This is a genomic window from Labrys sp. E2SS-1L, assembly GCF_057073705.1.
The window spans coordinates 755,393-768,749 of record NZ_CP172712.1; the positions used below are offsets into that span (position 1 = coordinate 755,393).

Below are 13,357 nucleotides of genomic sequence, written 5' to 3' on the forward strand. Positions count from 1 at the left end.
CCGTTTGCTTGTTTGTGCGTCTATTTGCGTTAATATGCATTTTTACGCGATTTCATGCGCGAATGCAACGTCCCTCCTCGCCTGTCTTCGTGGCATGCTGCCTAATATCGCGCCTTGCCTTCCCGGCGCGCGCGCCCGAAATTGCCGGAATGAACGATACGCCCCTGCATGTCCTGCTGATCGACGACAATGCGATGAGGGCGTCCGTCATCGAGGAAGGCCTGCGCGAGGCGGGGCACCAGCGCGTCACCATCATCACCCAGATGCGCCATCTGCTGCGACAGGTCGTCGAGGCCGATCCCGACGTCATCTTCATCGATCTGGAGAACCCCAATCGCGACGTGCTGGAGCAGATGTTCCAGGTCTCCCGCAGCGTGCACCGCCCGGTGGTGATGTTCGTCGACCAGTCCGACAAGGCCGCCACCGAGGCCGCCATCGATGCCGGCGTCTCGGCCTATGTGGTCGATGGCCTGCGCAAGGAACGCGTCCGGCCGATCCTCGACATGGCCATCAGCCGCTTCAACGCCTTCCATCGCCTGCGCGAGGAGCTCGACCGCACGCGCCAGGCCCTCGAGGACCGCAAGACCATCGACAAGGCGAAGGGCATTCTGATGAAGCGACGGGGCATCAGCGAGGAGGAGGCCTATGCCCTGCTGCGCAAGACGGCGATGAATGAAAGCCGGCGCGTGGCCGAGGTGGCGCGCAGCCTCGTCACCGCTGCCAGGCTACTGGACAAATAGGCCTGATATGAGCGGTCACGACGCGGACGGCGCAAAATTCCAGGAGTACGGGCGATGAGCAGCAAGGACAGGGACAGTACCGCCGATCTGACGCTCGGCTTCATCCCGCTCGTCGACGCCGCCCCCCTGATCGTTGCCAGGGAAAAGGGCTTCGCTGCGGCCGAAGGCCTCGAACTCAGACTGGTACGGGAAACCTCCTGGGCCAATATCCGCGACCGCGTCATGCTCGGCCATTTCGATGCCGCCCATATGCTCGGGCCGATGCCGATCGCCTCCACGCTCGGCCTCGGGCATGTCGAGGTGGCGATGATCGCCCCCTTCTCGCTCGGCCTCGGCGGCAATGCCATCACGCTCGCGCCGCCGCTCTTTGCCCGAATGGAGCAGGAGGGTGCGGATCTTGCCGCCGGCCCGGCCGCCATCGGCGCCGCACTGGCCAAGGTGGTCTCCAAAAGGCAAGCGACGGGCAAGGCTCCCCTCACCTTCGCCGTCGTCCATCCCTTCTCGGGGCATAATTACGAACTGCGCTATTGGCTGGCCGCGGCCGGCATCGATCCCGACAGGGATATCCGGCTGGTTGTCCTGCCGCCCCCCTTCATGGTCGATGCCATCCGCGAGGGCCAGATCGATGGTTTCTGCGTGGGCGAGCCCTGGAACTCGCTCGCCGTCGAGGCCGGGGTCGGCGTGATCGCGGTGACCAAATCCACCCTCTGGCGCCAGGGCCCCGAGAAGGTCCTCGGTTTCCGCGCCGACTTCGCCGAGCGCGCGCCGGACCAGCTTGCCGCTTTGCTGCGCGCGCTGCATGCGGCGGCGCGCTGGGCTGGGGATGCCGGCCATCACGACGAGCTCGCCCATATCCTCGCCGCGCCTGTCTATCTCGACCGGCCACCCGAGATCATCGGCCGGGCGCTCAGCGGCACCCTGGTGCGCCGCCAGCACGAAGCCGCCGCCGATATCCCCGACTTCCTGGTCTTCCATGACCATGCCGCCAACTTTCCTTGGGCGAGCCACGCCCTCTGGTTCTACTCGCAGATGGTGCGCTGGGGCCAGGTTGACTACAGCCCCGCCTTGGTCCGCCGAGCCGGCCAGGTCTATCGCCCGGACCTCTATCGCGCCGCCCTCGCCGGCACCGGCATCGACCTGCCCCGGGCGAGCGCCAAGGTCGAAGGCGCCCTGCGGCTGGCCACGCCGGTCGCCTCGCGCCACGGCACCATGGTGCTCGGCCCGGACGGCTTCTTCGATGGCAGGCTGTTCGATCCCGACGATATCGAAGCCTATCTGCGCTCCTTCGGGCCTCGCCATTCCTGACGCCGGCATCGTAAGCACGCTAAGGGCATCCGCACCAATGAGTGCCTTGTTTGATAGGTGGCACCGCCCCTCACCCGTACCCTCTCCCCGTCAGAACGGGGCGAGGGGGACTTCGGCCGAGCATTTCGGTCTGAGAGCACCGCATCTCGCTCCACGGTTGGGCGAGATGACATAGCTGAGGATCAAGCGCGGCGCCTGCGCCCCCTCGCCCCGTTCTGACGGGGAGAGGGTACGGGTGAGGGGCGGCGCAAGGCGGAAGAAGCGTTTTCTAGAAACGGCCCGCCGAAAATATCGGCAAATCCATGCTGCGGCGCACAATATTTGATCTTGCCTAAAAAAGCAGCCTGCTTCTAAACTGCACAGACTAAGAGACACAGGTCTCTTTCCGCAGCAGGGTCAATGATGGCTCGATAAGCGGTTTTCCTCGAAGATTCTGGGCCGAAAAGCCCGGCGTCCACTGACGGACGCGAAACGGCAACGCCGCCGAACGATTCCTGCTGCCTCTCATCGGCGGGAATGGTTCGGCGGCTTTTTGTTTTGGCGCATTCAAGCACGCGGAACACGACGATGCAGACGCGGGACTTTCTCAAGGCCGGTCATTGGCCCACCCTCTTCGCCGCCTTCTTCTATTTCGACATGAGCTTCATGGTCTGGGTGATCCTCGGGCCCCTCGCCGTGCAAATCGCCGGCGACCTTCACCTCGATGCCGCCCAGAAGGGCTTGATGGTGGCCCTGCCCGTGCTCGCCGGCGCCTTCCTGCGCGTGGTCAACGGGTTCCTGGTCGACTATCTCCGGCCCAAGCTCACCGGCATCCTGGCGCAGCTCGTGGTGATCGCCGGCCTCCTCGGCTTCTGGGCCGTCGGCATCGACTCCTACAGCCAGCTGCTGTTTCTCGGCCTCATCCTGGGCATGGCCGGCGCGTCCTTTGCGGTAGCGCTCCCCCTCGCCTCGCGCTGGTATCCCCCACACTACCAGGGTATCGCCCTGGGCATTGCGGGCGCCGGCAATTCCGGCACGGTGTTCGCCGCCCTGTTCGCGCCGCTGCTCGCCACCATGGTGGGTTGGACCAACGTCATCGGTCTTGCCGCCATCCCGCTGGTCGTCGCCCTCCTGGTCTATCTCGCCTGCGCCAAGGACAGCCCCAACCAGCCACCGGCCAAGTCGTTCGGCGAATATGCCAGGATCCTGCGCCAGCCCGACGCCTGGTGGTTCATGTTCTACTACGCCGTCACTTTCGGCGGCTTCTCGGGCCTCGCCTCCTCGCTCGGCTTCTACTTCAACACCCAGTACGGGCTCGACGCCGTCACGGCGGGCTATTGCACGGCAGCCTGCGTGTTCGCGGGCTCGCTGTTCCGTCCCATCGGTGGCGCCGTCGCCGATCGCTTCGGCGGGATTCGCGTCCTCAGCGTGCTTTATGCCGTGGCCGCCGTCGCGCTGATCCTGGTGAGCTTCGGCTTCGCCCAGCTCTGGCTCGGCCTTGGTATCCTCGTCGTCGCCATGCTCGCTCTGGGCATGGGCAATGGCGCGGTGTTCCAGCTCGTGCCGCAGCGCTTCCGCGCCGAAATGGGCGTGATGACCGGGCTGGTCGGCATGACGGGCGGCGTCGGCGGCTTCTACCTCGCCTCCAGCCTCGGCCTCTCCAAGCAGTTCACCGGCACTTACCAGGCCGGCTTCCTGATCTTTGCCTTGCTGGCAGTGCTGGCCTTGACCGCCCTCACCCGCGTCAAGCGCCGCTGGCGCACGACCTGGACCCTCGAGGACGGCACCGCCACCGCCAGAATCTGAAATGGCCAGAATCTGAGGATCGAGACATGACGGAAAAGCTCCTGATCATCGGCAACGGCATGGCCAGCGTCAGGCTGTGCGAGGAACTCGCCGCTCACGCGCCGGGCCGGTTCGAAACCACCGTCGTCGGCGCCGAGCCGCGGCCGGGCTACAACCGGGTTCTGCTGTCAGCGCTGCTCGCCGGCGACATCGGCAGGGACGGCATCAATCTGCGGGACGAAGCCTGGTATGGCGCCCAGGGCATCCGTCTGATCACCGGGCAGACCGTCACCGGCCTCGATCCAGCGGCCCGCACCGCCCATCTCGCCAATGGCACCGTCCTGTCCTTCGACCGGGCCGTGCTGGCGACGGGATCCTCCGCCATTCGCCTGCCCATCTCCGGCATGACATTGCCAGGGGTGATGACCTTCCGCGACCTCGCTGACCTGCCGGCCCTACAGGAAGCAGCCCGTCTCAACCGGCGCATCGCCGTAATCGGCGGCGGACTGCTGGGCATCGAGGCTGCCTATGGCCTAGCCAAGGGCGGGGCCAAAGTCACCCTCGTCCATGTCATGGACCGCCTGATGGAACGCCAGCTCGATCGGCGAACCGCCGCCTTCCTCAAGCGGGCGGTGGAGCGCAAGGGCATCCGTGTCATGCTCAATGCCCAGACCCAGGAGGTCGCAGGCGAAGGCAGGGCGCAGGCCCTCCTCTTCGCCGATGGTTCGCACCTGCCCGTCGACATGGTGGTGGTCGCCGTGGGCGTGCGTCCCAATATCGGCCTCGCCAAGAGCGCCGACCTGCCTGTCAGCCGCGGCATCCTGGTGGATGACGGCCTTGCCACCGTGGTGCCCTTCATCCACGCCATCGGCGAATGCGCCGAACATCGCGGCCAGGTCTACGGCCTGGTCGAGCCCGCCTATGAGCAGGCGCGCGTGCTGGCACGCCGCTGGGGCGGCGACACCAAGGCCGCCTATGAGGGTACCGCCCTGTCGACCAACCTCAAGGTCTCCGGCATTCCGGTGTTCTCCGCCGGCGACTTCCTCGGCGAGGGCAATGACGACATCCTGCTGGAGGATCGCGGCGCCGGGCTGTGCAAGCGCCTGGTCCTGAAGGACAACCGCCTCATCGGCGCCGCCATGGTCGGCGAGGCCGAGGACGCCGTCTGGTACAAGGACCTGATCCGCCGGGGCAGCGACATCTCCGCCATCCGAGAAAGCCTGATCTTCGGCCGGGCCTTCTGCGAAACCGCACCTTCGCGGGTTCTGAGGGAGGCTGCATGATGGGCGGCGACTTCACCTCCGACCAGAAACGCTACCTCGAAGGTTTCGTCTCCGGCATGCAGGCCGTGGGCGGCGCCAAGGCGGCGCCCGTGGCGGCAGCACCTGTCCCCATGGGCCCGGACGCCACACACCTTCAGGCGCAGGATGCCGTAACTGCCGGTGGCGGCAAGCTTGTCGACCAGGAGAAATGGAAGCGGGCCGAACATCCCTTCGATGCCTATCCGCGCCTGAAGGCCCAGGCCAGGGACGGCGCCTTTCCCAAGCCCGAGGACAATTTCCGCTGGCGCTATTTCGGCCTGTTCTATGTGGCGCCCGCGCAGTCGAGCTACATGGTACGGCTGCGCATTCCCAACGGCATCCTCAACCATTGGCAATTCGCCGGCATGGCCGACGTCGCCGAGCAGATGGGCGGGGGCTATGCCCATGTCACCACGCGAGCCAATCTGCAGATCCGCGAGGTGATGCCGGATAATGCGCCCCGCGTGGTCGAGGCCATCCAGGATCTCGGCCTGTGCTCGCGCGGCTCGGGGGCCGACAATATCCGCAACGTCACCGGCTCGGCCACCGCCGGCATCGATCCGCAGGAACTGGCCGACACCCGGCCGCTCGCCCGCGAATGGCACTATCACATCCTCAACGACCGCTCGCTCTACGGCCTGCCCCGCAAGTTCAACGTGGCCTTCGACGGCGGCGGGCGCATCGCCACGCTGGAGGAGACCAACGACATCGGCTTCCAGGCCGTGCGCATCGGCGGCGAGATCTGGTTCCGCCTCGTGATCGGCGGCATCACCGGCCATCGCGACCTCGCCCGGCCCACCGGCGTATTCTGCAAGGCCGAGGAATGCTGCGCCATCGCCGACGCCATCGTGCGGGTGTTCATCGACAAGGGCGACCGCACCAACCGCACCAAGGCGCGCATGAAATATGTCCTCGATGCCATCGGCTTTCCGGCCTATCTCGAAGCCGTCGAAGCCAAGCTCGGCCGCAAGCTCACCCGCCTGTCCGAGGACGGGGTCGAGCCCCGTCCCGCCTTCGACCGCCTGGCCCATATCGGCGTGCACCCCCAGAGCCAGCCGGGCCTGAACTGGATCGGCGTCACCCTGGGCGTCGGCCGGATGGATGCCGGCCAGATGCGCGGCCTTGCCGCCATCGCCCGCGATTTCGGCGACGGCGACATCCGCCTCACCGTCTGGCAGAACCTGCTGATCTCCGGCGTGGCGGATACGAAGCTCGAAGACGCCAAGGCGGCGATCGAAGCGCTCGGCCTCGACTGGAAGGCAACCTCGCTGCGCGCCGGCCTGGTGGCCTGTACCGGGGCCACCGGCTGCAAGTTCGCCGCCGCCCACACCAAGGAACACGCCCTGGAGATCGCCGATCATGTCGACGCCCGGCTGGCGCTCGACGTGCCCGTGAACGTGCATCTCACCGGCTGCCATCATTCCTGCGCCCAGCATTATATCGGCGACATCGGCCTGATCGGCGCCAAAGTGACGCTCAACGAGGAGGGCGACCAGGCCGAGGGCTATTCGATCGTGGTCGGCGGTGGCTATGGCGACCAGGCCAGGATCGGCCGCGAACTCTGGAAGGAGATCCGGGCCGAGGACTGCCCCGGCAAGGTCGAGGGCCTGCTGCGCCTCTATCTCGAACGCCGTCAGGATTCGACGGAGAGCTTCCAGGCCTTCACGACCAGGCACGAACCGGAAACCTTACGCGGCCTGGTCGACGACAGGGAGCTTGCCGGCGTATGAACATGATCGCCATCCCGCCCCAGCGTTCGCTCATTCCCGAAAGCGCGCCCTTCAGCCCGGAGCAGAGGGCCTGGCTCGACGGCTTTTTCGGTGCTGTCCTCGCCGCCCAGAGCGGCACCGCCGTCGCCGACATGCCGGGTGCCGCTACGGCCGGGCCCGATCAGCCTGCCGGCCCCACTTTGGCCGACAATGACGAGGCGCCCTGGCACGACCCGAGCATGGCGCTCGACGAACGCCTCGCTTTGGCCAAGGACAGGCCGCTGGCCCCGCGCCTGATGGCGGCAATGGCCCAGCAGGATTGCGGCCAATGCGGCTACAACTGCGCCGACTATGCCAATGCGCTCTTTCTGCGCAAGGAAGAGCGCCTCACTCTGTGCGCGCCCGGCGGCAAGGAAACCGCCCGCATGCTCAAGGCCCTGGCGCAGGAGATCGGGCAGGGCGGCACCGCTTCTCCTGCAAGCCCTGCCGCGAAGGCCGAGGAGGCTCCGACCGAGGTCAGCCAGCCCCCGGCTGCTGCCGGCCTGCCCGGCCGCTCGCGCGACAACCCGGTCGCCGCACGCTTCCTCTCGCGCCGCCGGCTGAATGGCGAGAAATCCGCCAAGACGACCTGGCATGTCGAATTCGACCTGTCCGAGAGCGGGCTCGATTATATCGCGGGCGATAGTTTCGGCGTGGTCCCGAAGAATCAGGCGGGCCTCGCCGACCAGATCATCGCCCTGCTCGGCGCCCGCCCCGAAGCCCCGATCGACGGCAAGAGCCTGCGTGACAGGCTTATCGAGGATTTTTCGCTCGGCACGCCGCCCGACAGCCTGTTCCAGCTCCTGTCCTATCTCAGCACCGGCGATCTGCGCCGCAAGGCCCGGGCATTGGCCAATGGCGAGGATCCGGACGGGGACGCGGCAACGCTCGACGTGCTCGCCGTGCTCTACAAGTTCCAGGGTATCCGCCCCGGCGCCGAAGCCTTCCTCGAGGCCCTCGATCCCTTGCAGCCCCGGCTCTATTCGATTTCCTCCTCGCATAAGGCCAATCCGGGCCGGATCTCGCTCACCGTGGATACGGTGCGCTACCGTATCGGTGCGCGCGACCGGCTCGGCGTTGCCTCGACCTTCCTGGGCGAGCGCATCGCCGAGGGCGAGGAGCTCAAGGTCTATGTGCAGAAGGCCCACGGTTTCCGCCTGCCCGAAAACGGCGAGACGCCGGTGATCATGGTGGGGCCGGGCACGGGGGTTGCCCCGTTCCGCGCCTTCCTGCAGGAGCGCAAGACCGAGAGCGCCAGCGGGCGCAACTGGCTGTTCTTCGGCCATCAGCATCGCGACCATGATTTCTTCTACGAGGAGGAATTCGCCGCCATGCGCGAGAGCGGCCTGCTCACCCGCCTCTCCCTCGCCTGGTCACGCGATGCCGAGGGCAAGTTCTATGTGCAGGACCGCATGCGCGAGGTCGGCGCCGATCTCTGGCGCTGGCTGGCCGAGGGCGCACACTTCTATGTCTGCGGCGACGCCAAGCGCATGGCGCGCGATGTCGAACGCGCCCTCGTCGACATCGTGGCGCAATGGGGCGCCCGCTCCACCGAGGAGGCGGCCAGTTTCGTCAACGGCCTGAAGAAGGCCGGCCGCTACCAGGCCGACGTGTATTGAGGGGGGCGGCGCGATGACACCCTTACCCAAAAAGGCGCGAATACCCTTCTCCCCTTGCGGGAGAAGGTGCCGTAGCGTGGTCCTTTCAGGACCACGCGTTCAGGTTAAGAAATTGGGGGCGGATGAGGGGAGAAACGCAACCTTGGCAAGTGTCCGCCGCCACCCCTCATCCGGCGCTTCGCGCCACCTTCTCCCGCAAGGGGAGAAGGGTACCCGCGTCTTAAAATCCAGGCCCCGGAGACCCCACCCATGAACGTCTCCATGCCCGCCCCCGATCCTGCGACGATCGCACCCGTCCCGGCCCCCGTGCGCACCACCTGTGCCTATTGCGGGGTCGGCTGCGGTGTCGTCGCCACCGCCGACGGCCAGGGCGGTGCCGACATCGCGGGGGATGCCGCCCATCCCGCCAACCAGGGCCGGCTCTGCGTCAAGGGAGCGGCGCTCGGGGAGACGCTGGCCACCGGGCATCGCCTCCTCCATCCCACCATCCACGGCGTGCGCACCACCTGGAACCGGGCCCTCGACGCCGTCGCCAAGGGGTTCAGGGACACGATCGAACGTCACGGTCCGAATGCGGTGGCGCTCTATCTCTCGGGTCAGCTGCTGACCGAGGATTATTACGTCGCCAACAAGCTGATGAAGGGTTTTGTCGGCTCGGCCAATGTCGACACCAATTCGCGCCTGTGCATGGCCTCCACGGTTGCCGGCCATCGCCGCGCCTTCGGCGCCGACATCGTGCCGGGCTGCTACGAGGATCTCGACGAAGCAGACCTCGTGGTGTTGACCGGCTCCAACACGGCCTGGTGCCATCCTGTGCTCTGGCAGCGCATCGAACAGGCCCGCAACAGGCGCGGCACCCGCATCGTGGTGATCGACCCTCGCCGCACGGTGACGGCCGACAGCGCCGACCTGCATCTCGCCGTGGCGCCGGGCATGGACGCCGTTCTCTTCGCTCGCCTGCTGGTCGAAATCGCCGAAAGAGGCGCCGTCGACGCAGACTATGTCTTCAGCCACACCGACGGGTTCGAAGTCGCTCTGGCCAATGCCCGGGAGATCGCACCCAGCCGCGCCGATGCCGCCGCCCGCTGTGGCCTCACAGAACAGGCCCTCGCCGCCTTTCTCGACTGGTGGATCGAGACGCCGCGCGTCGTCACCTGCTTCAGCCAGGGCATCAACCAGTCGGCCCAGGGGACCGACAAGGTCAACGCCATCCTCAACGCCCATCTCGCCGCCGGCCGCATCGGCAGGCCCGGCTGCGGGCCCTTCTCGCTCACCGGCCAGCCCAACGCCATGGGCGGACGCGAGGTGGGGGGGCTCGCCAACCAGCTCGCCGCCCATATGGGCTTTGCGCCGGACGAGGTCGATCGCGTCGGCCGCTTCTGGCAGGCCCCGCACATGGCCGGGAAGGAGGGCCGCAAGGCAGTCTCGATGTTCGAGGCGATCGAGCGTGGCGAGATCCGCGCGCTCTGGGTACTCTGCACCAATCCGGCCGCCAGCCTGCCGCGCGCCGACGCCATGCGAACAGCCCTGCGCCAGCTCGATTTCCTCGCCGTCTCCGAGGTCAGTGCCCATGTCGACGGCCTCACGGATGCCGCGACCGTGGTGCTGCCCTCGGCCGCCTGGGGCGAGAAAGACGGCACCGTCACCAATTCCGAGCGGCGGATCTCGCGCCAGCGTCCCTTCCTGGCACCTCCCGGCGAGGCCCGGCCCGATTGGTGGCAGATCTGCGAAGTCGCCAAGAGACTCGGCCATGCCGAAGCCTTCGAGTACACCGCCCCCGCGGCGATCTTTCGCGAGCATGCCGCCCTGTCCGCCTTCGAAAACGACGGCGCGCGCCTGTTCGACATCGGAGGCCTCGCCGATCTCACCGACGAAGCCTATGATGCCCTCGAGCCCGTGCAATGGCCGCTGCCATCAGGCCGGGATGCCGGTACGCAGCGCCTGTTCGCCGAAGGCGGCTTCGCGCATGCCGATGGCCGCGCCCGCCTCGTCCCGCTGGCGCCGCCGGCATTGTCGGCCTCGCCGACCGCGGAGCATCCGCTCCTGCTCAACACCGGCCGGGTGCGCGACCACTGGCACACCATGACCCGCACCGGGCTCAGCCCGCGCCTCGCCCAGCACCGCAACGCCCCCTTCGTGGAAGTGCATCCCGCCGATGCCGAACGCTTCGGCCTGGAGGATGGCGCCTTCGCCGCCGTGAGCACGGGCGAGGGACAGGTCGAACTGCGGGTGGTGGTCACGGACAGCCAGCAGCCCGGCTCGATCTTCGCGCCGATCCACTGGACCGATGCCAACGCCGCCCGCGCCCGTGTCGGCTCGCTCGTGCATGCCCGCACCGATCCGATCTCCGGCCAGCCCGATTCGAAGACGGTGCCGGCCTCGATCCGCCCTTGGGCGATGCAATCGGAAGGCTTCATCGCCTCGCGCCATCGCCTGCCCCTGCCAGCCTGGCTCAGCCATGCCCGCATGACGGTCGCCGACGGCGAAATCGTCCATTTCGCCAGCCCGCGCGCACCGGGCCCGCTGCACGATCTCCTCTCGAACTGGCTCAATCTGTGGACGAGCCCGCTGCACCAGCGCAATCCCGCCGCCGATCTCTACCGCTCCGCCTCGATCGTGGACCATCGCCTCGAGATCCTGCTTTCCACCGGCCCGCGCCGGGACGACGACGGCGCAGCCTGGGCCACGGACCTGCTGGCCCGCGAGCATATCGACGCGGCCACGCGCCGTTTCATCCTGGCCGGGCGCGCGCCCGATCCCGGCATCCGCCCCAGCCGCCAGGTCTGCGCCTGCTTCGGCATCGATGAGGGCCGTATCGAGGCGGCGGCACGCAGTGGCGCCGACAGTGTCGAGGCGATCGGCGCGGCCTTGAAAGCCGGCACCAATTGCGGGTCCTGCCGGCCGGAAATCCGCAAGATCCTAGAAGGCTGCCGCCAGCCGGCTTGAACAGGCGTCGCGGCAGTCGCAGCCTGGCCTTGGGGGATAGGCGGACGAGACGTCCGCGGTCCCAGCCGCACCGCTTCCTGTGCGAGCCCCTCATGGTTTGCGGCTGAATCGCCACGACTGGGACCGCGGACATCCTGTCCGCTCTGCCTTGATCACTCGCCCCGGGCGATCCAGCGTGCCGCCTTTTCCGCAATCATCAGGGTCGGCGAATTGGTATTGCCGCTGGTGATCGCCGGCATCACCCCGGCATCGACCACGCGCAGGCCGTCGATGCCGCGGACGCGCAGATGGCTGTCGACCACCGCCTCGGGATCGTCGGCCCGGCCCATCCTGGTGGTGCCGACGGGATGGAAGATGGTGCTGGCGATGTCGCCGGCCAGGCGTGCCAGTTCCTCGTCGGTCTGGAACTCGATACCCGGCTTCCATTCCACCGGCTTGTAGGGGGCCAGCGCCGGCTGGCTCACGATGTTGCGGACATGGCGCAGGCTGTCGGCGGCGACCTTGCGGTCCTCCTCCGTCGAGAGATAGCTGGGGGCGATGGCCGGCGCATCGCCGGCCCGGTTGGAGCGGATGCGCACGCTGCCCCGGCTGGTCGGATTGAGATTGCACACGCTCGCCGTGAAGGCCGGGAAATTGTGCAGGGGTTCGCCGAAGGCGTTCAGGCTGAGCGGCTGCACATGATATTCCAGATTGGCATGGGCCCTGCCGGGGTCGGAGCGGCTGAAGGCGCCGAGCTGGGAAGGCGCCATGCTCATCGGCCCACTGCGCCGGAGCATATATTCGAGGCCGATGCCCATCTTGCCGGTCAGGCTGCTCGCCAGCGTGTTGAGCGTGCGAGCCCCCTCGATCTTGAACACGGCCCGGATCTGCAGATGGTCCTGCAGGTTCTCGCCCACGCCGGGCAAATCATGCACGACCTCGATGCCGTGGGACTGCAGCAGGCCGGCCGGGCCGATGCCGGAAAGCTGCAGGATCTGGGGCGAGCCGACCGCGCCGGCCGAAAGGATGACCTCGCGCCTGGCCTGGACCTCGACGCGTTCACCGCCACGCCGCAGGATCACGCCGGTGCAGCGCTGCCGCCCATCGTCACCGGCCGCGAACGTCAGGCGCTCGACCTCAGCCTGCGTCCACACCGTGAGATTGGGACGGGCGCGCGCCGGGCGCAGGAAGGCCTTGGCGGTGTTCCAGCGCCAGCCGGCCTTCTGGTTGACCTCGAAATAGCCGACGCCCTCATTGTCGCCGCTGTTGAAATCCTCGGTGCGCGGCACGCCGGCCTGCACCGCCGCCTCGGCGAAGGCATCCAGGATATCCCAGCGCAGACGCTGCTTTTCGATGCGCCATTCGCCGCCATGGCCATGCATGTCGGAAAAGCGGCTGTTGTCGCCGGTGGCGGGATCGGCCCCGCTATCGAGGCGATAGTGATTCTCATGCGCCTTGAAGTCGGGCAGGCTGTTCGCCCAGTTCCAGGCCTCGTCGCTCGTCGCGGCAGCCCAGCCATCATAGTCGCGCGCCTGGCCGCGCATATAGATCATGCCATTGATGGAGGAACAGCCGCCAAGGGTCTTGCCGCGCGGATAGCGCAGCGAGCGCCCGTTCAGGCCGGGCTCGGCCTCGGTCTGGTAGAGCCAGTCGGTGCGCGGATTGCCGATGCAATAGAGATAGCCGACCGGGATATGGATCCAGGGGTAGTTGTCCGGCCGCCCCGCTTCCAGTAGCAATACCTGCCGGCTGGGATTGCTGGAGAGCCGATTGGCCAGCAGGCACCCGGCCGAGCCACCTCCCACCACGATGAAATCGAACGGGCCCGCCAAAGAGCCGGACTGCTCAGCCTTGCCGCGCGACATGCTTCCACCCTCGATATCAGCGCCACCAGTCATAGCCGGGCTTGCCGCTGCTCTCCAAACGGAAATGAAAGGAGCTGACCCGGTGCCGCC

8 protein-coding genes are annotated in these 13,357 nt (G+C 67.4%); 7 read left to right on the forward strand and 1 reads right to left on the reverse strand.

Annotation, left to right across the window (positions count from 1 at the left end; all coding sequences use genetic code 11):
- Positions 1-149: 149 nt before the first annotated feature.
- The 7 genes from ACIGJE_RS03475 (at position 150) to ACIGJE_RS03505 (ending at position 11,423) form a co-directional block, all read left to right on the forward strand.
- Positions 150-740, forward strand: coding sequence for an ANTAR domain-containing response regulator (locus ACIGJE_RS03475; RefSeq protein WP_367623491.1), 591 nt, complete (start codon positions 150-152; stop codon positions 738-740).
- 54 nt (positions 741-794) lie between these two features.
- Positions 795-2,045, forward strand: coding sequence for a CmpA/NrtA family ABC transporter substrate-binding protein (locus tag ACIGJE_RS03480; RefSeq protein WP_415081950.1), 1,251 nt, complete (start codon positions 795-797; stop codon positions 2,043-2,045).
- A 567-nt stretch (positions 2,046-2,612) separates the two neighbouring features.
- Positions 2,613-3,830 carry a nitrate/nitrite transporter gene (locus tag ACIGJE_RS03485; RefSeq protein WP_311934024.1) on the forward strand — a complete coding sequence of 406 codons (1,218 nt, stop codon included), beginning with the start codon at positions 2,613-2,615 and terminating at the stop codon, positions 3,828-3,830.
- A 26-nt stretch (positions 3,831-3,856) separates the two neighbouring features.
- Positions 3,857-5,092 carry an NAD(P)/FAD-dependent oxidoreductase gene (locus tag ACIGJE_RS03490; RefSeq protein ID WP_415081947.1) on the forward strand — a complete coding sequence of 412 codons (1,236 nt, stop codon included), beginning with the start codon at positions 3,857-3,859 and terminating at the stop codon, positions 5,090-5,092.
- The gene (locus tag ACIGJE_RS03495) at positions 5,092-6,840 is read left to right on the forward strand and encodes a NirA family protein (protein WP_415082053.1); all 1,749 of its coding nucleotides are present in this window, start codon (positions 5,092-5,094) and stop codon (positions 6,838-6,840) included. Before ACIGJE_RS03490 ends, ACIGJE_RS03495 begins: the two co-directional genes overlap by 1 nt.
- The gene (locus tag ACIGJE_RS03500) at positions 6,837-8,477 is read left to right on the forward strand and encodes a sulfite reductase subunit alpha (RefSeq protein ID WP_415081945.1); all 1,641 of its coding nucleotides are present in this window, start codon (positions 6,837-6,839) and stop codon (positions 8,475-8,477) included. The genes ACIGJE_RS03495 and ACIGJE_RS03500 overlap by 4 nt, the downstream gene beginning before the upstream one ends.
- 249 nt (positions 8,478-8,726) lie before the next feature.
- A complete protein-coding gene (locus ACIGJE_RS03505) occupies positions 8,727-11,423 on the forward strand; it encodes a nitrate reductase (protein ID WP_415081943.1) in 2,697 nt (898 codons plus the stop codon).
- Positions 11,424-11,575: 152 nt separating this feature from the next.
- Here the strand turns inward: ACIGJE_RS03505 and ACIGJE_RS03510 are convergent, their stop codons facing one another.
- On the reverse strand, positions 11,576-13,267 hold the full coding sequence (locus ACIGJE_RS03510; RefSeq protein ID WP_415081941.1) for a GMC family oxidoreductase: 1,692 nt from the start codon (positions 13,265-13,267) through the stop codon (positions 11,576-11,578).
- Positions 13,268-13,357: the final 90 nt, after the last annotated feature.